Source organism: Kitasatospora griseola (assembly GCF_044999035.1).
In the GTDB taxonomy this organism is placed as follows: Bacteria; Actinomycetota; Actinomycetes; order Streptomycetales; family Streptomycetaceae; genus Kitasatospora; species Kitasatospora griseola.
Genome location: NZ_CP173360.1, coordinates 2,440,057 through 2,460,474 on the forward strand (window position 1 = coordinate 2,440,057; position 20,418 = coordinate 2,460,474).

Sequence of the window (20,418 nt, forward strand, 5' to 3'; positions counted from 1 at the left end):
CACCGACAGCGGCCATGACCGACCGCCGTCCTCGACCACCAGCAGCTCGACCTCGCAGTTCTCCGAGCCCCTGGAAAAACTCGTTACGCGCCGATCGCGTGCAGACCGCCGTCGACGTGGATGATCTCGCCGGTGGTCTTCGGGAACCAGTCGCTGAGCAGCGCGACGACGCCGCGGCCGGCCGGCTCCGGGTCGGAGAGGTCCCACTTGAGCGGGGAGCGGGTGTCCCAGGTGGCGGCGAGGTCGGGGAAGCCGGGGATGGACTTCGCGGCCATCGAGCCGATCGGGCCCGCCGAGATCAGGTTGCAGCGGATGTCGCGCTCGCCGAGGTAACGGGCGAGGTAGCGGTTGGTGGACTCGAGGGCGGCCTTCGCCGGGCCCATCCAGTCGTACTGCGGCCAGGCGAACTGCGCGTCGAAGGTCAGGCCGACCACCGAGCCGCCGTCCTGCATGAGCGGGAGCAGCGCGGTGGTGAGGGACTTCAGCGAGTACGCGGAGACCTGCATGGCGGTGGCGACGGACTCCCACGGGGTGTCCAGGAAGTTGCCGCCGAGCGCGTCCTGCGGGGCGAAGCCGATGGAGTGGACGATGCCGTCCAGGGTCGGCAGGTGCTCGCGGACCTGGTCGGCGATGCCGGCCAGCTGCTCGGCGCTGGAGACGTCGAGCTCCAGGACCTTGACCGGCTTGGGCAGCTTCTTGGCGATGCGCTCGGTGAGGCTGGGCCGGGGGAAGGCGGTGAGGATGATCTCGGCGCCCTGCTCCTGGGCGAGCTTCGCGGTGTGGAAGGCGATGGAGGACTCCATCAGCACGCCGGTGATCAGGATGCGCTTGCCTTCGAGAATTCCAGTCATGGTCAGTGACCCATGCCCAATCCGCCGTCCACGGGAATGACGGCTCCGGTGATGTACGCGGCCTCGTCGGAGGCCAGGAACCGCGCGGCCGAGGCGATCTCGGCGGGGGCGGCGTAGCGGCCCAGGGGGACGCCGGAGACGATCTCCTTGCGGCGCTCCTCGCTGAGCACGGCGGTCATGTCGGTGTCGACGAAGCCGGGCGCGATCACGTTGACGGTGATGTTGCGGGAGCCGAGTTCGCGGGCCAGCGAGCGGGCGAAGCCGACCAGGCCGGCCTTGGAGGCGGCGTAGTTGGCCTGGCCGGCGGAGCCGCTGAGGCCCACCACGGAGGAGATCAGCACCACGCGGCCCTTGCGGGCGCGCAGCATCTTGGCGGCGGCGCGCTTCACGACCCGGAAGGTGCCGGTGAGGTTGGTCTCCAGGACGGACGTGAAGTCGTCCTCGGACATGCGCAGCAGCAGGGTGTCCTTGGTGATGCCGGCGTTGGCGACCAGGACCTCGACCGGGCCGTGGGCGGCCTCGATCTCGGTGAAGGCGGCGTCGACCTGCTCGGTGTCGGTGATGTCGGCGCGCACCGCGAGGACGTCGTACTTGGCGAGTTCCGCCGGAACCTCGCCGTTGCGGCTGGTGATGGCGACCTTGTCGCCCGCCTCGGCGAAGCTCTGGGCGATGGCGAGGCCGATGCCCCGGTTACCTCCGGTGACCAGTACCGAGCGGCTCAACGGTCCACCTCTTCCCTACTCGATGTGCGCGTGCCGACCGCACGCGTAGCCACCTGTGACGCTATCGGTAGGGTGCGAGCTCGGGCGAAGCTGCCTTCGACAGGCCTTGCCGGGTGAGTTCTGTTGCATCCCGACAATCCCGGTACCGGTCCCGTCCGGGTCCCTTCCGGGTCTCGTTCGGCTCCTGTCCGGGTCCTGTCCGGGTCCGGTGCGGGGAACGCCGGGCCGGTGGCGGCCGTTGCCCCGGGGGTGCTCCGGAGAGTCCGGGCACCGGTTTCGAGCGAGCCGATCGGAGCGGACGCGATGAGTGGTGCACTCCCTGGCCGGGCAGGCCGCCGGGCGCTGGCGGCGGTGGCGGCCCTGACGGTGGTGGGTGCGGCGGCGTGGGCGCTGCGGGAGCTGCCGGCCCAGTTCGGGCGACGGCCGGACCCGCTGGATCCGCGGGTGCGGGTGTCTCCCCAGTACCGGGACGGGGTGTTCCACAACGCGCCCTCGCAGGTGTCGGCCGGTGCGCCGGGCAGCCCGGACGCGGCGACGCTGCGCCGGATGCTGTTCGAGAAGGAGGGCCGGGTGCCGGCCGGTGCGGTGCCGCTGGCGGTGCCGGAGCCGTCGGCCGCGGCGTCCGAGGGCGTGGCGGTGACCTGGTACGGGCACGCGTCGGCGCTGCTGGAGCTGGACGGCTGCCGGGTGCTGGTGGATCCGATGTGGTCGGACCGCTGTTCGCCGTCCCACCTGGCGGGCCCGAAGCGGCTGCACCCGGTGCCGGTGGACCTGGCGTCGCTGCCGCAGGTGGACGCGGTGCTGATCTCGCACGACCACTACGACCACCTGGACATGGCGACGGTGCGCCGCCTGGTGGAGCTCCAGTCGGCGCCGTTCGCGGTACCGCTGGGCATCGGCGGGCACCTGCGGCGCTGGGGCGTGCCGGAGCACCGGATCATCGAGCTGGACTGGGACGAGACGTGCACGCTCGGCGAGTTGACGCTGACGCTGACCGCCGCGCACCACTTCTCCGGCCGGGGTTTCACCCGCAACACCACGCTGTGGGGCTCGTGGGTGGTGGCGGGGCCGGAGCGCCGGGTGTTCTTCACCGGCGACTCGGGCTACTTCGAGGGTTTCGCCCGGATCGGCGAGCAGCACGGCCCGTTCGACGCCGCGCTGATGGCGATCGGCGCGTACGACGCCGCGTGGGCGGACATCCACCTGACTCCGGAGGATGCGGTCCGGGCGCATCTGGAGCTGCGCGGCGGCCTGCTGCTGCCGGTGCACTGGTGCACGTTCAACCTGGCGCCGCACCGCTGGGCGGAGCCGGTGGAGCGGCTGCTGGCGGAGGCGAAGGCGCAGGGTGTCGCGCTGGCGGTGCCGCGTCCGGGGCAGCGGGTGGAGGTGTCCGATCCGCCGGAGCTGGACGGCTGGTGGGAGGCGCTGGCGTGACGTCGAACTGACGGGTCGTCAGGGCGGCTCGGCCAATATTTGCTGGCCGAACGCCCTGCGGCCGGGGATGATGCGAGCGGGTGTGCCCTCGACCCGGGGGCGGCCCGCCGCACCCGATCCTCGACCCAGGGAGCCCGATGCCCCCCTCCGCGCTGGACCCTCAGTTCCTCTCGTACCCGTTGCGCCCGTTGGCGGACGCGGCCCTGTCCCGGGCTCGGCAGTTGGGCGTCTCGCACGCCGACTTCCGGCTGGAGCGGGTGCGGTCGGCGTCCTGGCGGCTGCGTGACGCCCGCCCGGCCGGCTCGTCGGACTCCGTGCAGTTGGGCTTCGCCGTCCGGGTGCTGCTGGACGGCGCCTGGGGCTTCGCGGCAGGCGTGGACCTGACGCCCGCCGCCGCTGCGGCCGTCGCCGAGCAGGCCGTGGCGGTGGCCCGGCTGGCCGGCGGGATCAGCCGCGCGGCCGGGTCCGGCGAGCGGGTGGAGCTGGCCCCGGAGCCGGTGTACCCGGAGGCCGAGTGGGTCTCCGCGTACGAGCTGAACCCGTTCGACGTGCCGGACGCGGAGAAGACCGGCCTGCTGGCCGAGTGGTCCTCCCGGCTGCTGGCCGCCGACGGCGTCTCGCACGTGACGGCGGCGGTGCTGACGGTGCAGGAGAACAAGTTCTACGCGGACACCGCGGGCACCGTGACGACCCAGCAGCGGGTGCGCCTGCACCCGTGGCTGGAGGCCACCAGCGTGGACGAGCGGACGGGCGCGTTCGACTCGATGCGCACCATCGCGCCGCCGGCCGGCCGCGGCTGGGAGTACCTCCGCGGCACGGGCTGGGACTGGGACGCCGAACTGGCCGAGCTGCCCGAGCTGTTGGCGCAGAAGATGGCCGCGCCGAGCGTCACCCCGGGCCGCTACGACCTGGTGATCGACCCGTCCAACCTGTGGCTGACCATCCATGAGTCGATCGGCCACGCCACCGAGCTGGACCGCGCGCTGGGCTACGAGGCCGCCTACGCGGGCACCTCGTTCGCCACCTTCGACCAGCTCGGCAGCCTGAAGTACGGCTCCGAGCTGATGCACGTCACGGGCGACCGGACGGCCGAGCACGGCCTGGCCAGCATCGGGTACGACGACGAGGGCGTCGCCACCCAGTCCTGGGACCTGATCCGCGACGGCGTCCTGGTCGGCTACCAACTCGACCGTCCGATGGCCGGGTTGAAGGGCTTCGAGCGCTCCAACGGCTGTGCCTACGCGGATTCCCCGGCGCATGTGCCGGTGCAGCGGATGGCCAACGTCTCGCTCCAGCCGGCCGCCGACGGCCCGGACACCTCCGGCCTGGTCTCCCAGGTGGAGAACGGGCTGTACATCGTCGGCGACCGCTCCTGGTCGATCGACATGCAGCGGTACAACTTCCAGTTCACCGGCCAGCGCGCCTACGCCATTCGCGACGGCGAACTGGCGGGCCAGGTCAAGGACTTCGCCTACCAGGCCACCACCACCGACTTCTGGGGCTCGATGAGCGCCGTCGGCGGCCCGCAGACGTACGTGCTCGGCGGGGCCTTCAACTGCGGCAAGGCCCAGCCGGGCCAGGTCGCCGCGGTCAGCCACGGCTGCCCGTCCGCGCTGTTCCGTCAGGTCAACGTGCTCAACACCCAGCAGGAGGCGGGTCACTGATGTCCCTCACGCACCCCCACGAGCTGGTGGAACGCGCCCTCGAACTGTCCCGCGCCGACGGCTGCGTGGTGATCGTCGACGAGGAGTCCACCGCCAACCTGCGCTGGGCCGGCAACGCGCTGACCACCAACGGCGTCACCCGCGGCCGCCGGCTGACGGTGATCTCCACCGTGAACGGCACGCAGGGCACCGCCGCCGGCGTCGTCGCCCAGGAGGCCGTCACGCTCGACGACATCGAGCAGCTGGTGCGCGCCGCCGAGGCCGCCGCCCGGGCCGCCGAACCCGCCGAGGACGCCCAGCCGCTGATCACCGGTCGGCCCGCCGACCCGCGCTTCACCGAGGCCCCGCTGGTCACCGACATCGGCGTGTTCGACGCGTTCGCGCCCGCGCTCGGCGAGGCCTTCGCCCGCGCCCGGGCGGGCGGCGAGCTGCTGTACGGCTTCGCCCGGCACGAGATGACGTCCTCGTACCTGGGCAGCTCCACCGGCCTGCGGCTGCGCCACGACCAGCCCACCGGCGCCGTCGAGCTGAACCTCAAGACCGCCGACCTGTCCGGCTCCGCCTGGGTCGGCGCCGGCACCCGGGACTTCGCGGACGTCGACGTCACCGCCCTGCACGCCGACCTGACGCGCCGGCTCGGCTGGGGCCGCAAGCGGATCGACCTCCCGGCCGGCCGCTACGAGACCATCCTGTCGCCGTCCGCCGTCGCCGACCTGCTGGTCTACCTGAGCTGGTCGTCCGGCGCGCGGGACGCGGTCGAGGGCCGCTCGGTGTTCTCCAAGCCCGGCGGGGGCACGCGGATCGGCGAGCAGCTCAGCCCGCTGCCGCTGACGCTGCGCTCCGACCCGGCCGAGCCCGGCATCCAGGCCGCCCCGTTCGTGCTCACCCACGCCTCCGGCGAGAACGACTCGGTGTTCGACAACGGCGCGCCGCTGACCGCCACCGACTGGCTGCGCGACGGCCGGCTCACCCACCTGCTGACCACCCGCCACTCCGCGGGCCTGGCCGGGCTGCCGCTCAACCCGCCGATCGACAACCTGGTGCTGGAGACCTCCGCGCCCGACGCGCCGACGCTGGAGGAGATGGTCGCCCGCACCGAGCGCGGCCTGCTGCTCACCTGCCTCTGGTACATCCGCGAGGTCGACCCGGCCACCCTGCTGCTCACCGGCCTCACCCGGGACGGCGTCTACCTGGTCGAGAACGGCGAAGTGGTCGGCGCGGTCAACAACTTCCGCTTCAACGAATCCCCGGTCGACCTGCTCGGCCGGATCACCGAGGCGGGCCGCACCGAACGCTGCCTGCCCCGCGAGTGGGGCGACTGGTTCACCCGGGCCGCGATGCCGCCGGTGCGCGTGCCCGACTTCAACATGAGCTCGGTCAGTCAGGCCTCCTGACCGGCCGACCGAACCCCTGGGGGACTCCGATGGACGAGAAGCACACCGTCAAGACGTCGAAGATGCTCAGCCGCATCCTGCGACACGACCCGGGCTCCGTCGGGGTCTCCCTGGACGCGGCGGGCTGGGTGGCGGTCGACACCCTGCTCGCCGCGCTGGCCCGGCACCGCCGGCCGCTCAGCCGCGCCCAGCTGGACCACGTGGTCGCCACCAACAACAAGCGCCGCTTCGCCTACTCCGAGGACGGCAGGTCCATCCGGGCCAGTCAGGGCCACACCGTCGAGGTCGACCTGGGCCTGCCCGCCACCACCCCGCCCGACGTGCTGTTCCACGGCACCGCCGAGCGCACCCTGCCGTACATCCTGGCCGAGGGCCTGCGCCCGATGACCAGGCAGGACGTCCACCTCTCGGCCGACACCGAAACGGCGGTCAAGGTCGGCTCCCGGCACGGCCGGCCGGTGGTGCTGGAGGTCGACGCGGCCGCGATGGCCGCCGACGGCCACGAATTCCGAGTGTCTGCGAACGGTGTCTGGCTCACCGACGCCGTGCCCGTCCAGTACCTCCGCCGCGCCGCCTGACCTCCGGACCGACCCCAGGTGGGTCGGTCCGGCGTCAGCGGGGTTACCGTGGTCGGTCGTAGGGAGCCGGAAAAGCCGACCGAGGATGGATGGACCATGCGCAAGAGCGCGGACGACGACCAGGTCTTCCGGATCACCGGTGCCCGCAGCAGCCTCAGCGAGGACGTCCGGGGCCGGCAGCGGCGGTACGTGATCTCCATGCTGATCCGCACGGTGTGCGTGCTGCTCGCCGTCATCCTGTGGGACGTCCAGCGCTGGCTCGCCTTCGCCGCGCTGGCCGGCGGCGTCCTGCTGCCCTACTTCGCGGTACTGATCGCCAACGCGGGCCGCGAGCGCGCACCCGGCCTGCCCTCGACCTTCGCCTTCTCCCCCGACACCCCGCTGATGCTCGGCCCCGGCGGGACGGGCGGCGGCGGGGCGGCGGCCGCCGCCGCGGCCGCCGAGAACCGGCCACAGGATTGAGAATCCCTCAATTCCCTTGTCCGATATGACCATTCATCGGCCGGTATGACCGCCGGAAAGCTCAGACGATCCTCAAATTAGTCACCGGACGGACGAGCTTCCGAGCCCTTGGCCGTGCCATACTTCCTTAGCGCTCCGCATCCCCCGTCGGAGCGACAGACCGACGCCGGGCAGCTCCCCCCGTGGCTGCCCGGCGTCGTCATGCCCGGGCATAGGATCGGATCCATGGACACCGCGCACCCCCTCTTCGGCACCCCCACCGGCCCCGACGGCCCGGCGGGCCCTCCGAAGTGCTCCGCCAAGGGCTGCCGCGAGCTCGCCACCTGGACCCTGCTGTGGAACAACCCCAAGCTCCACACCCCCGACCGCCGCAAGACCTGGCTGGCCTGCGACGAACACCGCGACTCCCTGGGCCAGTTCCTCGCCGTCCGCGGCTTCCTCAAGGACACCGAGCCCTTCTCGGCGTAGCGCGGCGCCCGGAGCACCGACCGGCTGATCGCCTCCCCCGTCGCCGGCCGCGCCGCCATCGCGCTCGACCTGCTCGGGCAGCGGCGGCTGCGCGAATTCCGTGGCATCCGCCGTCGGGCGGCCGCCATGCTCTCCGCATGGGTGATCGAGCGAATTTCGTCGTGGTCCGCGAGAGCGGCGAGCACGAGCTGTACCTGTCCCGCTTCGGCGCCGTCGGCATCGACCTCGACCTGTTGGCCGGGCCGACCGCCGCGCTCGCGATGGTCGAGGCGCTGCCCGCGACCGAGTGGTGGCTGGACGACGTGCACTGCCAGGGCGCAGCGCTGATCGATCTCGGCCGGAAGGTGCTGCTGCTGTTCGCCTGGGAGGGATCGAGCACCGAACTCCGCCACCGCGCCGCCACGTTGGAGCTGCTGCGGGAGGCGTGGCCGGGCTGGGAGGTGCGCTGGCTGTACGACGGCAACGCGGAGGTACGGGCCTATCTGGGGCTGGACCCGGCATTCGTCCGGGACCGCGACGCTGCGACCTGCCACGTCATGCTGCTGGAGCCGGACGACGAGGAACTCGCGGAGCCGGAGCCGATGATCGCGGTGCTGACGGTCGGATCGGACCAGTGCTTCGTGGCCTCCAACGCCAACGACCACCCCGTCCAGGAAGGGCCCGCCCTGCTCGACCGACTGGCGGACGCCCCGGAGCACGAAGTCTGCCGGGCTGCGGCCCAGGCCGGAGTGCACGTCGATCCGGAGCGGCGCCGGGTGGGCTGGTGGACGCTGGGGGCGACGGCGGAGGCGTACGAGATGGCGGAGCGGTGGCCGGGGTGGACGGTCGAGTTCTGGCAGGACCGCTGGGAGGAGCACGTCCGGGTGGCTGCCGGCAAATTCCAACCACCCACCGTTGAGGTCGAGTTGGCGCGTGAGGAAGTCCGCGTGGCTGCCGAGCGCCACCGCCGCTGACAACCGTCACCACGCACGGGACCGGCTCACGCCTGCTGCCAGGGGTTGCTCCGGTAGCAGTCCAGCAGGAGGGCGGTGACCTCCGGATCGACGGTCAGCGCCTGTTCGTCGATGCCCGCGACCGGCACGACCGGCGCGATCGAGTTCGACAGGAACGCTCCGAGGGCCGGGGAGTCCGCCGCCCACCGTCCGAGGTCGCGGAGCCGGATCTCCCGCCGCTCGGACGGGATGCCCGCAGCCGCCAGACCCCGTTCCAGCAGTTGCCTCGTGATGCCGGGCAGCACGGCCGCCTCCGGCCAGACCACCCGCTCGCCGTCGAAGAACCCGATGTTCGCGATCGCCGCCTCGGCGATCCGGCCGTCGCGGTCGGTGAACAGCGTGTCGTCGTACCCGGCGAGCGCCGCCTGCCGACCGGCGAGCACCAGCCCGAACGTCCCGGCGTGCTTGACGTGCGGAAGATCCCGCTCGTACTCGATCGCTCGCAGGCGCACCGACGCGGCCCCGGCCTCGACCGGCGCGCTCGTCATCACCGCCACGTCCGGCTCGACGTCCTCGCCGCGCAGCACCACGTCCACCCGGCGGCTGAAGACCGTCACCCGGGCCGAGACCGCGTCGGGCGCGGCGCGCAGGGCCTGCCGGATCCAGCCCCGCACCCGGTCGGTGTCCAGGGCGGTCCCGAACAGCTCACGCGTGCCGGCGTCCAGCCGCGCGAGGTGCAGGTCGAGCCCGCGGACCGCGCCGTCCCGTGCCTGCATCGAGGTGAAGTGCGCGTAGGTCGCCCGCGCGAGCACCATCAGGTCCTCGCGCGCGGCCTCGCTGCCGTTGACGTCCACCCGGTCGATGACGACCCCTCCCTCGCCCTGGCCACAACCGGCCCAACCACGAAGGCCGTTCGGCCATTCCCGGCCGCCGGGCAGTGACACCGCCCGACCGCCCGTCAGGTCGCCCGCCTACAGTGAGGTCCGTGAACGATCTCCCCGCGCCCGGTCGGCACGCCGTCGAGAACCTGATCGCCCGGTACGCCGAGCTGGTGGACGACGGGGACTTCGCCGGCCTCGGCGCGCTGCTCGCGGACGCCGCCTTCACCGGCAGCGGCGAGCCGGTGAGCGGACGGGGGGCGATCGAACGGATGTTCCGGGACCTGCTGATCGTGTACGCCGACGGCACCCCGCGGACCCAGCACATGACCACCAACCTCGCCGTCGAGGTCGACGAGGAGGCGGGCACGGCGGCCGCCCGCTCGTACGTCACGGTGTTCCAGTCGCTCCCGGGGCTGCCGCTGCAGCCCGTCGTCTGCGGGCGCTACCACGACCGCTTCGAACGGCGCGACGGACAGTGGCGTTTCACGGAACGACGCTTCCACGCCACGCTGGTCGGCGATGTGAGCCGCCACCTGCGGAGCCGCAGCTAGATGATTGATGCCAAGGGCTCGCTGGCGTGCATGAAATGACGCGAGGGAGTCCAAAGGTCGGTTGTGACGCCTGACCTGGACTCCCTCGCGACCGCACTCTACGTGAAGACCGACGACCTGCTGAAGGAATCGCCCCATCTGGCGCCGTGGCGACCCGAGATCGGGATCGCGCCCCGGCTCAGCGATGCCGAACTGGTCACCCTGGCGGTGATGCAGGCCCTGCTCGGCTTCACCTCCGAGCGCCGCTGGATCCGTTACGCCACCGCCCGCCTGCGGCACCTGTTCCCGTACCTGCCCGGGCAGTCCGGCTACAACCGGCGCCTGCGCAAGGCCGCCGGCCTGATCGCCCGCGTCAACCGCCTGGTCGCGATCGACACCTCGCTGTGGACCGACAGCGTGTGGGTCGTCGACTCCACCCCGGTGGAATGTGGGCGCTCACGCGAGACCGCCAAGCGCTCCGACCTGGCCGGATGGGCCGAGTACGGCTACTGCGCCAGCCACTCCCGCTACTTCTGGGGTCTGCGCCTGCATCTGGTGTGCACCCTGCACGGCCTGCCCGTCGCGTTCGCGCTGACCGGCGCGAAGGCCGACGAGCGCCAGACCCTGCTCGGCATCCTCCACGCCGAACCCGACCTGGCCGGTTCCCGACCGGGCCAGACCCTGATCGGCGACCGGCACTACTACGGCCGCGCCTTCGAACACGAACTCGCCGAGTGGGGCGTCCACCTGCTCCGCCCGGCCCGCAAGGGCGAACCCGAGCGGGCCGGAGCCAGGCTGTTCAAGCCGCTGCGGCAGATCATCGAGTCGGTCAACCAGACGTTCAAGGCCCAACTCGACCTCGAACGCCACCAGGGCCGCACGCCGGCCGGGGTGATGGTCCGTGTCCTGCAACGCATCCTCGCACTGACCTCGGCGATCTGGCACAACGACCGGACCGGTCAGCCCGTCATGCGCTCGCTGACCGCCTACGACCACTAACCCTTCGCATCATTCATCTAGCCGCCGATCGCCGACATCGGGCGCGCGGGCTGGAGGAACTCCGGGTCGTCGATGCCCGCGCCGGCCTTCTTGCCCCACATCGCCGCGCGCCACAGCTCCGCCAGCTCCGCGTCGCTCGCGCCCGAGCGCAGCGCGCCGCGCAGGTCCGTCTCGCCGGTCGCGAAGAGGCAGTTGCGGATCTGTCCGTCGGCGGTGAGGCGGGTGCGGTCGCAGGCGCGGCAGAACGGGCGGGTGACGGAGGCGATGACGCCGACCGTCGCGGGTCCGCCGTCGACCAGCCAGCGTTCGGCGGGGGCGGCGCCGCGCACCGAGGACGGTTCGGGGGTGAGGGTGAAGCGGGTGCGCAGCAGCGCGAGGATCTCCTCGGCGGTGACCATCTGCGAGCGGTCCCAGCCGTGTTGGGCGTCCAGCGGCATCTGCTCGATGAACCGGAGCTGGTACCGGTGCTCGATCGCCCAGGCGAGCAGGTCGGCGGCCTCGTGGTCGTTGACGCCGCGCATCAGCACGGCGTTGAGCTTGACCGGTCGCAGCCCGGCGGCCTCGGCCGCCGCCAGGCCGTCCAGCACGTCCTGGTGCCGGCGGCGGCGCGTCAGGCGGGCGAAGGTGTCGGGGTTCAGGGTGTCGATCGAGACGTTGACCCGGTCGACTCCGGCGTCCCGCAGGGAGGTCGCCACCCGGGCCAGGCCGATGCCGTTGGTGGTGAGGGAGATCTCGGGGCGCGGGTCGAGGGCCGCGCAGGCGGCGATGATCGGGACGAGCCCCGGGCGCAGCAGCGGTTCGCCGCCGGTGAAGCGGACTTCGCGGACGCCGAGGTCGCGGACGGCCAGTCCGACCAGGCGGACGATCTCCTCGTCGGTGAGCAGGTCGTCCCGGCCGAGCCAGTTCAGGCCTTCCTCGGGCATGCAGTAGGTGCAGCGCAGGTTGCACCGGTCGGTGAGGGAGACCCGCAGGTCGACGGCCTGTCGTCCGTAGGTGTCGAGGAGCATCCCGGTCCCGCCCTTCCTCGGGGGCCGCGCCGGCCCGGCCGCCGGGTGGCGGCCGGGCCAGCTTAACCGGGCCGGGTACGGGGTCAGTCCGCGCCGAGGCCGGTGAGCGAACGGACTTCCAGTTCGGCGTACTTCGCGGGGTCGGCCTGCTCGCGGGCCAGCCAGGTGCCGATCGCGCCGGCCAGGAAGCCGACCGGGATGGAGATCAGGCCGGGGTTCTCCAGCGGGAACCAGTGGAAGTCGCTGTGCGGGAGGAGCGAGGTCCTGGGGTTGCCGGAGACCACCGGGGAGAAGATCACCAGGGTGACGGAGGTGATCAGGCCCGCGTAGGTGGCCGAGACCGCGCCGACGGTGTTGAACCGCTTCCAGAACAGCGAGTACAGCAGGGTGGGCAGGTTGGCGGAGGCGGCGACCGCGAAGGCCAGCGCGACCAGCGCCGCGGCGTTCAGCTTGTCGGCGAAGATCGACAGCACGATGGCGACGGCGCCGATCGCGACGGCGGCGAGCTTGGCACTGGCCACCTCCTCCTTCTCGCTCGCCTTCCCCCGCCGGATCACGTTGGCCCAGAGGTCGTGGGCGAAGGACGAGGAGGAGGCCAGGGTGAGCCCGGCGACCACGGCGAGGATGGTGGCGAAGGCGACGGCGGAGATCACCGCGAGCAGCACCGCGCCGCCGGTGGAGCCGGCCCCGCCGCCGAGTTGTTCGGCGAGCAGCGGGGCGGCGGTGTTGCCGGCCGCGTTGGAGGCCTTGATGGTCCTGGGGCCGACCAGGGCGGCGGCGCCGAAGCCGAGGGCGAGCGTCATCAGGTAGAAGACGCCGATGATGCCGATCGCCCAGAGCACCGACTTCCGGGCGGCCCTGGCGGTGGGGACGGTGTAGAAGCGGACCAGGATGTGCGGCAGTCCGGCGGTGCCGAGGACGAGCGCGAGGCCGAGGCTGAGGAAGTCGAGCTTGGTGGTGCCGGTGAGGCCGTACTTGAGCCCGGGTTCGAGGAAGGCGTGACCCTTGCCGCTGGCGTCGGAGGCGGCGCCGAGCAGGCTGGACAGGTTGAAGTGGTACTTGGCCAGCACCATGACGGTCATCAGCGCGGCGCCGGCGATCAGCAGCACCGCCTTGACGATCTGCACCCAGGTGGTGCCCTTCATGCCGCCGACGGTCACGTAGATCACCATCAGCGCCCCGACCGTCACGATAGTCCAGCGCTTGGCGCCGTCGCCGCTGACGCCGAGCAGCAGGGCGACCAGCGAGCCGGCGCCGACCATCTGGGCGAGCAGGTAGAAGATCGACACCACGATGGTGGAGATGCCGGCGGCGGTCCGCACGGGGCGCTGGCGCATCCGGAAGGCCAGCGCGTCGGCCATGGTGTAGCGGCCGGAGTTGCGCAGCGGTTCGGCGACCAGCAGCAGGGCGACCAGCCAGGCGACCAGGAAGCCGATGGAGTAGAGGAAGCCGTCGTAGCCGAACAGCGCGATGAGTCCGGCGATGCCGAGGAAGGACGCGGCGGACATGTAGTCGCCGGAGATCGCCAGGCCGTTCTGGAAGCCGGTGAAGGCGCGGCCGCCGGCGTAGAAGTCGGCGGCGTCCTTGGTCTGCCGGCCGGCCCACAGGGTGATGCCGAGGGTGGCGATCACGAAGACCCCGAACAGCGACATGATCAGGGTCCGGTGCTCGCTCGCGGAGGTGGCCAGCTGGATCATTCGGCACTCCCCTCCACGGCCGGGACGGCGGCGGCGCGCCCCCGGATGACGGCGGCGCGCGGGTCGAGCCGGCGGCCGGCGTGACGGGCGTACCAGGCGGCGATGGCGAAGGTGCTGGCGAACTGGAGCAGGCCGAGCACCAGGGCCAGGTTGATGTTGCCGACCACCTTGGTGCTCATCAGGTCCGGCGCGTAGCAGGACAGCAGGACGTACAGCAGGTACCAGAGGACGAACCCGGCCGTGACCGGGAAGGCGAAGTTCCGGAAGGAGCTGCGCAGTTGGCGGAACTCCGGTGATTCCTCGATGCGGGCGAACTGTTCCGGGGCGGGCTCGGGCGGGGGTGTCACGCGGTGCCTCCTGACGTCTTCGGTGCGACGGACGATCGGATGGGCGTGAGCGGCGTCACATTGAGTGCCGAGCATGGTAGATCGGGGGCGGAGCCGCGAGAAGGTTCCTGGCATGATCCGGCCGAAAACCGCCGGGAACGCGAGACCGGGGCGGCCCGTCCCGGCCGCCCCGGTATGACACTCCGTCAATTCCCGTTCGTCACAGGGCGATGCGCACCTTCAGCGCCGTCCGCTCGTCCATCGCCCGGTAGCCCTCGGGCACCCCGTCCAGGTCCACGGTGCGGTCGAACACGATGCCCGGGTCGATCGCCCCGGACAGCACGTCGGGCAGCAGTTCGGGGATGTACGCCCGGGCCGGGGCGACGCCACCGCGCACCGAGACGTTCCGGTCGAACATCTGGCGGATGTCCACGCCCGCGCTGCCGCCGTGCGGCACGCCGACGTAGCCGACCGCGCCGCCGTCGCGGGCGATGGAGATCGCGGTGCGCATCGACTCCTCGGTGCCGACGGCCTCCAGCACGGCGTGCGCGCCCCGGCCGCCGGTCAGCTCGCGCACCGCCTCGATCGCGGCCTCGCCGCGCTCGGGCACCACGTCGGTGGCGCCGAAGGTGCGGGCGATCGCGGTGCGACCCTCGTGCCGGCCGAGCGCGATGATCCGGCCGGCGCCCAGCCGGTGCGCGGCCAGCACGCCGCACAGGCCGACCGCGCCGTCGCCGACCACCGCGACGGTCGCGCCGGGCCGCACGCCGGCCGACACCGCCGCGTGGTGCCCGGTCGCCATCACGTCGGACAGCGCCAGCAGCGCGGGCAGCAGCTTCGCGTCGCCGGCCGCCTCCTTGGGCAGCTTCACCAGCGTGCCGTCCGCGAACGGCACCCGGACCGCCTCGCCCTGGCCGCCGTCCGAGCCGGGTATGCCCCAGAACCCGCCGTGCGGGCAGGAGGTCTGCAGGCCTTCGCGGCAGAACTCGCACACGCCGTCCGACCAGACGAACGGGGCCACCACCAGGTCGCCGACTGTGAGATCGCGCACCTCGGGGCCGACCTCCTCGACGAAGCCGAGGAACTCGTGGCCGATCCGCTGCCCGGCCTGCCGCTTGGCGATGCCGCGGTACGCCCACAGGTCGCTGCCGCAGATGCAGGCGTTCAGCACCCGCACCACGGCGTCGGTGGGCCGCTGGATCCGCGGGTCGGGCACCTCCTCGATCCGGATGTCCTGGGGGCCGTGGATCACTGTGGCACGCATGAGGGTTGCCCTTCGTTGCAGAGGTCGGATGCCGGGTTCGCACCCTCTTGTCACTCTAAAACGGCTGCCCGAGCAACCCGTTCCGGCCGGAGCCGTCCTCCGTTCCCCGTAAAGTGGTGCGCTATGTACGCGCCATTCCCCACCTCGCCGCTCCCGGCACAGCGCACCGGCCCCGGCGGGGGCACCGGGCGCGGCTTCGCGGTGGTCGACGTGGAGACCACCGGACTCGGACGCACTGACCGGGTGATCTCGGCGGGCGTCTACCAGCTCGACCCGGACGGCGAGGTCACCGACCACTGGTACACCCTGGTCAACCCCGAGCGGGACCCGGGACCGATCTGGATCCACGGCCTGACCAGCGAGGTCCTGGAGGGCGCGCCGACCTTCCCGGAGGTCGCCGCCGAGTTCGCCGAGCGGCTGCGCGACCGGGTGATGGTCGCGCACAACGCGCTGTTCGACTGGAACATGATCTCCCGCGAGTTCTCCCGGGCCGGCCTGCGCGCCCCGGTCGAGCAGCGACTGTGCACCATGGTGCTGGCCCGCGACCTGCGGCTGCCGCTGCCGAACGGCAAGCTCTCCTCGCTGGCCGCCCACTTCGGGGTGAGCCAGCGGCAGGCGCACCACGCGCTGGACGACGCCCGGGTGCTCGCCGAGGTGTTCCGGCCGTCCCTGGCGCTGGCCCGCAACGGCGGGGTGCCGCTGCCGCTGACCACCTGCGTGGCCGTCACCGACCTCGGCGAGAGCGCCCCGGCCGGCCCGTCCCGCGGTTCCTGGAGCAGCTCGTACCGGCCCGCCCGCAAGCGCCCGGCCTGCCCGTACCCGAACCCGGGTCGCTGGGTGGACGGCTCGCCGCTGATGCAGGGCATGCGGGTGGCGATCACCGGCGACACCGCCACCGACCGCGAGCTGCTGGAGGACCGGATGATCGAGGCGGGCCTGCACATCGCCTCCTCGGTGAGCCGGCTCACCAGCCTGCTGGTCACCAACGAGCCCACCTCGTGGAGCGGCAAGGCCCGCAAGGCCCGGGAGTACGGCACTCCGGTGGTCGGCGAGGACGCGTTCCTGCAGCTGCTGCGGGAGGTCGCGCCGCACCCCGGTGCGTGACGCGGCGGTAAGGAGGATTAGCGTGCCGGGTGTGTACCGATTCCTGCTGTCCGCGCGCTGGGCGGTCATCGTCCTGCTGGCGCTGGTGCTGATCCCGACCATGATCCGGTTGGGGTTCTGGCAGTACCACCGTCACGAGGCGCGGGTGGCCCGCAACGACCTGGTGGCCCGGAACCTGGGCAGCCCGCCCGTCGCCTTCGACTCGCTCTCCTCCCCCGGCTGGTCGGTCCCCGGCGGCGAGGTGTGGCGCACCGTCACCGCGCAGGGGCACTACGACACCGCGCACGAGGTGGTCATCCGCGGCCGCACCGAGCCCGGCGGCAGCTCCATCGGCTACTTCGTGATCACCCCGCTGGTGCTGTCCGACGGCAAGGGCTCGGTCCTGGTCAACCGCGGCTGGGTGGACTCCGGCGCGGGCGCCGCCGACTTCCCCGCCGTGCCCGCCCCGCCGGCCGGCGAGGTGACGGTGACCGGGCGGCTGCGCGCCGACGAGACGTACGCCAAGGTCGGCGTGAAGAACCGCGGCGGCCTGCCGGACCGGATGTACAAGGTGATCAACACCGAGGAGCAGGCCAAGTTCTCCGGCGCCACCGTGCTCGGCGGCTACCTGGAGCTCGCCTCCTCCCAGCCCGCCGCCGGCGCCGCCCCCGTCCTGCTCGCCGAGCCCGGCCACTCCGACATCGGCCCGCACATGGCGTACGCCATCCAGTGGTGGCTGTTCACCACGCTGATCCCGGTCGGCGTCGTGGTGCTGGCCCGCCGCGAGGCCAAGCAGCACGCGGCGAAGCCGGTGGCGGCGGACGGGGAACTGGTCGGCGCTACCAGCTGAGCGGCGGCGGTTCGAGCAACTGCTCGGCCCAGATGGTCTTGCCGGTGCGGGTGTAGCGGCTGCCCCAGCGTTCGGTGAGCTGGGCGACCAGGTACAGGCCGCGGCCGCCCTCGTCGGTGAGCCGGGCCCGGCGCATCCGCGGCTGGGTGGCGCTCGGGTCGGACACCTCGCAGGTCAGCACCGAGGAGCGGATCAGGCGCACCACCACCGGCCCGCCCGCGTACCGGATCGCGTTGGTGACCAGCTCGCTGAGCACCAGCTCGGTGGTGAACACCAGCTCGCCCAGCCCCCACTGCTCCAGCGTCCGGCTGGCCGACTCCCGCACCCCGGCGACCGCCGCCGGGTCGGCCTCGATGGTCCAGGCGGCGGTGTCCTCCGGCAGGACGTGATGCAGCCGGGCCAGCAGCAGCGTCACGTCGTCGCTCTGGGCGGCGGTGGACATCTCCGCGACGATCGCCCGCCCGGCGGCAGCCAGGTCGCCGCGCAGATCGACTTCGCCGAGCTGCACGGCCAGCTGCGCCATGCCCTCGTCGACGTCGCCGCCGCCCCCGATCAGCCCGTCGGTGTACAGCGCCAGCACGCTGCCGGCCCGCGGCGCGCACTCGGCGGCCTCGAACGGCAGCCCGCCGATGCCCAGCGGCGGCCCCGGGTTGACCGCCAGGTACTCGACCCGCCCGTCGGGGTGCACCAGCGCGGGCGGCGGGTGCCCGGCGCTGGCGGTCTGGCAGATCCCGGTCACCGGGTCGTAGACGGCGTACACGCAGGTCGCCCCGGACGGGTCGGCGACGCCGCGTTCGCGTTCCTCCTCGCTGCCCTCGACCACCAGCTGCGAGACCAGGTCGTCCAGGTGCACCAGCAGCTCGTCGGGTTCCAGGTCCAGGTCCGCGAGGGTGCGCACGGCGGTGCGCAGCCGGCCCATGGTGGCGCTGGCCTGGAGCCCGTGGCCGACCACGTCGCCGGCCACCAGCGCGACCCGGGCCGAGGAGAGCGGGATGACGTCGAACCAGTCACCGCCGACGCCGGTCGCGGTGTCGGTGGGCCGGTAGATGCTCGCGGTGGTCGCGGCGGGCACCGCCGTCTCGGCGGGCGGCAGCAGGCTGCGCTGGAGGCCGACGGCGGCCCGGTGCTCGCGGGTGTAGCGGCGGGCGTTGTCCAGCGCGAGCGAGGCCCGGGCGGCGATCTCCCGGAGCAGGTCGAGATCCTCGTGCCGGTACGGGCCCTCCGCCGGGTCCCGGCGCACGGTCACCCGGCCCAGCGGGCCACTGCGCGCCTTCAACGGGGCGCTCATCGACGGCGGATCCTCCGTCGAACCGGCCGACGTCCCGAGCACCTCCCGCCCCAACGGACCGAGCGGGCGCCCGTCGGCCCGCGGCGGCCCCGCCGTCGCGGTACGGCGCACGGCGAGCCGACCGTCGGCGTCGGGCTGCGGATCGTCGCCGCTGAACACGGCCTCCGCGATGTCCACCTCGACGCGGTCCCCGAGCCCGGGGACCAGCACCCCGGCCAGGTCCTCGGCGTTGCCCGCCACCGACAGCGAACCGCCGACGGCGGCGGTGGCCCGGTGCAGCACATCGGCCCGCCGCCGGTACCGGTGCAACTCGGTGACGTCGCCGAACAGCGCGGTCACGCCGATCACCGCGCCGTCCAGCGCCTGCAGCCGGAACGCCTGGATCTCCATCACCGCCCCGCCCCGGGGGTCGTCCAGCGGACGGATCCGCAGGGCGGTGCGCACCACCGGCTCCCCCGTGGTGATCACGTGCCGCAGGATCGCCTCCACGGCGTCGGCGTCCTCGGGCTGCAGGTAGTCGTGCAGCTTGGACCCGGCCAGGCCGTCGGGCAGGCCGGTGTACGGCAGCAGATGGGAGTTGGTGCGCAGCAGCCGCAGGTCGGAGTCGAACACGGCGAGGCCGAGCTGGTCCTGCAGGAACAGCTCCCGGGTGAACGCCTCGTCCTGCCGCCGCCGGGCCACCCTGTCGGCGGGAGTGGCCAGCACCAGCGCCCGCACCCCGCCGCCCTCCCCGGTCAGCGGCAGCACCTGGTACGCGACCTCCAGCGGAACCCCGCTGCCCGTCCGCAGCCGGACCTCGCCCGATCGACGGCCCAGCAGGTGCTCCTCGCCGTCGTCCGCCAGCAGCTCACTGGCAGGGCGGCCGGTGACCTGGGCGGCGTCCAGCGCGAGCAACTGCTCCGCGGCGGCGGTCCAGCCGACGACGAGGCCGTCGCGGTCGACCAACGCGGCCGCGACGCCGTCGATGTTCGGCAACCGCCTGCGTTCCATGGGCTGCACCTCGGGTGGGTGGTCCGGTCCCCCCATCTTCGAACGGTTCCCGGCCGCGCGCCATTGACACCCGGCCCGGCGCTCACCGTCGGTGACGAACCCCGGCGGCCCCGCATCCCGGTGGGCCTACCGTCACCCGGCGACACCGACCGGCGAGAATGACCCGCATGGATCTCGGACTCAAGGACAAGGTGTACGTGGTCACCGGCTCGACCCGGGGACTCGGCCACGCCACCGCCGAACAACTGGTCGCCGAGGGCGCCCGCGTCGTCATCACCGGCCGCACCGAAACCTCGGTCGCCGCCGCGGCCCGCGCCCTCGGCCCCCACGCGTACGGCGTGGCCGCCGACAACGCCGACCCGGCCACCCCGCAACGCCTGATCGACGCCGCGACCAGCCGCTTCGGCGGCTTCGACGGCATGCTGATCAGCGTCGGCGGCCCCGCCGCCGGCCCGGTCGCCACCGCCAGTGACGAAGCCTGGGGCGCGGCCTTCGACTCCGTCTTCCTCGGCGCCGTCCGGCTGGCCCGCGCCGCCGCCGAGCGCCTCCCCTCCGGAGGCGTCATCGCCTTCGTCCTCTCCACCTCCGTCCGCCAGCCGATCCCCGGCCTCGGCATCTCCAACGGCCTGCGCCCCGGCCTCGCCATGGCCGCCAAGACCCTCGCCGACGAGCTCGGCCCGCGCGGCATCCGCGTCCTCGGCCTGCTCCCCGGCCGCATCGACACCGACCGCGTCCGTGAACTCGACGCCCTCGCCCCCGACCCCGCCGCCGCCCGCGAAGCCGCGACCGCCGGCATCCCCCTCCGCCGCTACGGCACCCCCGCCGAGTTCGGCCGCACTGCGGCCTTCCTGCTGTCCCCGGCCGCGTCGTACCTGACGGGAGTGATGGTGCCGGTCGACGGCGGGGCGACGCGAGGTCTGTAAGGGGAGGTGCACCACCGGGGGCTGCACCACCGGGGGCGCCGGGGGTACCCCCGGCCCCCTGAACTCGCGCCCGCC

The 20,418-nt window shown here is 72.9% G+C and carries 20 protein-coding genes; 12 read left to right on the top strand and 8 right to left on the bottom strand.

The features are described 5' to 3' along the window. Positions 1-83: 83 nt before the first annotated feature. Complete coding sequence (gene fabI, locus ACI1MP_RS11120; protein WP_100589498.1) at positions 84-851, bottom strand: enoyl-ACP reductase FabI; 768 nt, start codon at positions 849-851, stop codon at positions 84-86. Positions 852-853: 2 nt separating this feature from the next. Then, positions 854-1,573 carry a 3-oxoacyl-[acyl-carrier-protein] reductase gene (fabG, locus tag ACI1MP_RS11125; protein ID WP_043910190.1) on the bottom strand — a complete coding sequence of 240 codons (720 nt, stop codon included), beginning with the start codon at positions 1,571-1,573 and terminating at the stop codon, positions 854-856. A gap of 303 nt (positions 1,574-1,876) precedes the next feature. On the opposite strand from fabG, the gene ACI1MP_RS11130 reads away from it, so the two are divergent. The 7 genes from ACI1MP_RS11130 (at position 1,877) to ACI1MP_RS11160 (ending at position 8,526) form a co-directional block, all read left to right on the top strand. Next, positions 1,877-3,007, top strand: a complete 1,131-nt coding sequence (locus tag ACI1MP_RS11130; RefSeq protein ID WP_404868567.1) for an MBL fold metallo-hydrolase — start codon at positions 1,877-1,879, stop codon at positions 3,005-3,007. A gap of 137 nt (positions 3,008-3,144) precedes the next feature. Next, positions 3,145-4,671: a TldD/PmbA family protein gene (locus ACI1MP_RS11135; RefSeq protein WP_404868568.1), complete on the top strand. Its 1,527-nt coding sequence runs from the start codon at positions 3,145-3,147 to the stop codon at positions 4,669-4,671. Beyond that, positions 4,671-6,065: a metallopeptidase TldD-related protein gene (locus ACI1MP_RS11140; protein ID WP_198520671.1), complete on the top strand. Its 1,395-nt coding sequence runs from the start codon at positions 4,671-4,673 to the stop codon at positions 6,063-6,065. Before ACI1MP_RS11135 ends, ACI1MP_RS11140 begins: the two co-directional genes overlap by 1 nt. 29 nt (positions 6,066-6,094) lie before the next feature. Then, a complete protein-coding gene (locus tag ACI1MP_RS11145) occupies positions 6,095-6,643 on the top strand; it encodes an RNA 2'-phosphotransferase (protein ID WP_189272612.1) in 549 nt (182 codons plus the stop codon). A gap of 96 nt (positions 6,644-6,739) precedes the next feature. After that, complete coding sequence (locus ACI1MP_RS11150; protein ID WP_043910181.1) at positions 6,740-7,105, top strand: DUF3099 domain-containing protein; 366 nt, start codon at positions 6,740-6,742, stop codon at positions 7,103-7,105. Positions 7,106-7,330: 225 nt separating this feature from the next. Next, positions 7,331-7,573 (top strand): hypothetical protein, encoded by a 243-nt coding sequence (locus ACI1MP_RS11155; protein ID WP_100589492.1) that lies wholly within the window; start codon positions 7,331-7,333, stop codon positions 7,571-7,573. Positions 7,574-7,710: 137 nt separating this feature from the next. Then, positions 7,711-8,526, top strand: a complete 816-nt coding sequence (locus ACI1MP_RS11160) for a hypothetical protein (protein ID WP_404868569.1) — start codon at positions 7,711-7,713, stop codon at positions 8,524-8,526. A 26-nt stretch (positions 8,527-8,552) separates the two neighbouring features. On the opposite strand, the gene ACI1MP_RS11165 is transcribed toward ACI1MP_RS11160, so the two are convergent. Then, entirely contained in the window at positions 8,553-9,359 is an 807-nt protein-coding gene (locus ACI1MP_RS11165) for an aminotransferase class IV (RefSeq protein WP_404868570.1), read from the bottom strand. A gap of 131 nt (positions 9,360-9,490) precedes the next feature. On the opposite strand from ACI1MP_RS11165, the gene ACI1MP_RS11170 reads away from it, so the two are divergent. Both ACI1MP_RS11170 and ACI1MP_RS11175 read left to right on the top strand, forming a co-directional pair. Next, the gene (locus tag ACI1MP_RS11170; protein ID WP_404868571.1) at positions 9,491-9,937 is read left to right on the top strand and encodes a nuclear transport factor 2 family protein; all 447 of its coding nucleotides are present in this window, start codon (positions 9,491-9,493) and stop codon (positions 9,935-9,937) included. Between the two features lie 63 nt (positions 9,938-10,000). Continuing rightward, entirely contained in the window at positions 10,001-10,915 is a 915-nt protein-coding gene (locus tag ACI1MP_RS11175; RefSeq protein ID WP_404867869.1) for an IS982 family transposase, read from the top strand. A gap of 17 nt (positions 10,916-10,932) precedes the next feature. Here ACI1MP_RS11175 and moaA read toward each other — a convergent pair whose 3' ends face one another. The 4 genes from moaA to ACI1MP_RS11195 form a co-directional block, all read right to left on the bottom strand. After that, on the bottom strand, positions 10,933-11,922 hold the full coding sequence (moaA, locus tag ACI1MP_RS11180; protein WP_380342505.1) for a GTP 3',8-cyclase MoaA: 990 nt from the start codon (positions 11,920-11,922) through the stop codon (positions 10,933-10,935). An 83-nt stretch (positions 11,923-12,005) separates the two neighbouring features. Then, positions 12,006-13,619: a cation acetate symporter gene (locus ACI1MP_RS11185; RefSeq protein ID WP_404868572.1), complete on the bottom strand. Its 1,614-nt coding sequence runs from the start codon at positions 13,617-13,619 to the stop codon at positions 12,006-12,008. Then, positions 13,616-13,966: a DUF485 domain-containing protein gene (locus tag ACI1MP_RS11190; protein ID WP_380342500.1), complete on the bottom strand. Its 351-nt coding sequence runs from the start codon at positions 13,964-13,966 to the stop codon at positions 13,616-13,618. Before ACI1MP_RS11190 ends, ACI1MP_RS11185 begins: the two co-directional genes overlap by 4 nt. Before the next feature lie 199 nt (positions 13,967-14,165). Further along, positions 14,166-15,209 (bottom strand): zinc-dependent alcohol dehydrogenase family protein, encoded by a 1,044-nt coding sequence (locus ACI1MP_RS11195; RefSeq protein ID WP_043910158.1) that lies wholly within the window; start codon positions 15,207-15,209, stop codon positions 14,166-14,168. A gap of 123 nt (positions 15,210-15,332) precedes the next feature. Between ACI1MP_RS11195 and ACI1MP_RS11200 the strand changes: the two genes are divergently transcribed. Beyond that, positions 15,333-16,313, top strand: coding sequence for a DEDDh family exonuclease (locus tag ACI1MP_RS11200; RefSeq protein ID WP_380342496.1), 981 nt, complete (start codon positions 15,333-15,335; stop codon positions 16,311-16,313). Between the two features lie 22 nt (positions 16,314-16,335). Next, positions 16,336-17,142, top strand: a complete 807-nt coding sequence (locus ACI1MP_RS11205; RefSeq protein WP_404868573.1) for an SURF1 family protein — start codon at positions 16,336-16,338, stop codon at positions 17,140-17,142. Here ACI1MP_RS11205 and ACI1MP_RS11210 read toward each other — a convergent pair. After that, complete coding sequence (locus ACI1MP_RS11210; protein ID WP_380342490.1) at positions 17,132-19,420, bottom strand: SpoIIE family protein phosphatase; 2,289 nt, start codon at positions 19,418-19,420, stop codon at positions 17,132-17,134. The two genes, ACI1MP_RS11205 and ACI1MP_RS11210, sit on opposite strands and share 11 nt — an antisense overlap. 167 nt (positions 19,421-19,587) lie before the next feature. Between ACI1MP_RS11210 and ACI1MP_RS11215 the strand changes: the two genes are divergently transcribed. Beyond that, positions 19,588-20,343 (top strand): SDR family oxidoreductase, encoded by a 756-nt coding sequence (locus tag ACI1MP_RS11215; RefSeq protein WP_100589522.1) that lies wholly within the window; start codon positions 19,588-19,590, stop codon positions 20,341-20,343. Positions 20,344-20,418: the final 75 nt, after the last annotated feature.

Excerpts from the sequence above, each read along its gene's own strand:
- ACI1MP_RS11130 (WP_404868567.1), top strand. The coding sequence starts at position 1,877 with ATGAGTGGTGCACTCCCTGGCCGGGCAGGCCGCCGGGCGCTGGCGGCG.
- fabI (WP_100589498.1), bottom strand. The coding sequence starts at position 851 with ATGACTGGAATTCTCGAAGGCAAGCGCATCCTGATCACCGGCGTGCTG.
- ACI1MP_RS11135 (WP_404868568.1), top strand. The coding sequence starts at position 3,145 with ATGCCCCCCTCCGCGCTGGACCCTCAGTTCCTCTCGTACCCGTTGCGC.
- ACI1MP_RS11200 (WP_380342496.1), top strand. The coding sequence starts at position 15,333 with ATGTACGCGCCATTCCCCACCTCGCCGCTCCCGGCACAGCGCACCGGC.
- ACI1MP_RS11185 (WP_404868572.1), bottom strand. The coding sequence starts at position 13,619 with ATGATCCAGCTGGCCACCTCCGCGAGCGAGCACCGGACCCTGATCATG.
- ACI1MP_RS11160 (WP_404868569.1), top strand. The coding sequence starts at position 7,711 with ATGGGTGATCGAGCGAATTTCGTCGTGGTCCGCGAGAGCGGCGAGCAC.
- moaA (WP_380342505.1), bottom strand. The coding sequence starts at position 11,922 with ATGCTCCTCGACACCTACGGACGACAGGCCGTCGACCTGCGGGTCTCC.
- ACI1MP_RS11140 (WP_198520671.1), top strand. The coding sequence starts at position 4,671 with ATGTCCCTCACGCACCCCCACGAGCTGGTGGAACGCGCCCTCGAACTG.
- ACI1MP_RS11145 (WP_189272612.1), top strand. The coding sequence starts at position 6,095 with ATGGACGAGAAGCACACCGTCAAGACGTCGAAGATGCTCAGCCGCATC.
- ACI1MP_RS11155 (WP_100589492.1), top strand. The coding sequence starts at position 7,331 with ATGGACACCGCGCACCCCCTCTTCGGCACCCCCACCGGCCCCGACGGC.
- ACI1MP_RS11195 (WP_043910158.1), bottom strand. The coding sequence starts at position 15,209 with ATGCGTGCCACAGTGATCCACGGCCCCCAGGACATCCGGATCGAGGAG.
- ACI1MP_RS11150 (WP_043910181.1), top strand. The coding sequence starts at position 6,740 with ATGCGCAAGAGCGCGGACGACGACCAGGTCTTCCGGATCACCGGTGCC.
- ACI1MP_RS11215 (WP_100589522.1), top strand. The coding sequence starts at position 19,588 with ATGGATCTCGGACTCAAGGACAAGGTGTACGTGGTCACCGGCTCGACC.
- ACI1MP_RS11210 (WP_380342490.1), bottom strand. The coding sequence starts at position 19,420 with ATGGAACGCAGGCGGTTGCCGAACATCGACGGCGTCGCGGCCGCGTTG.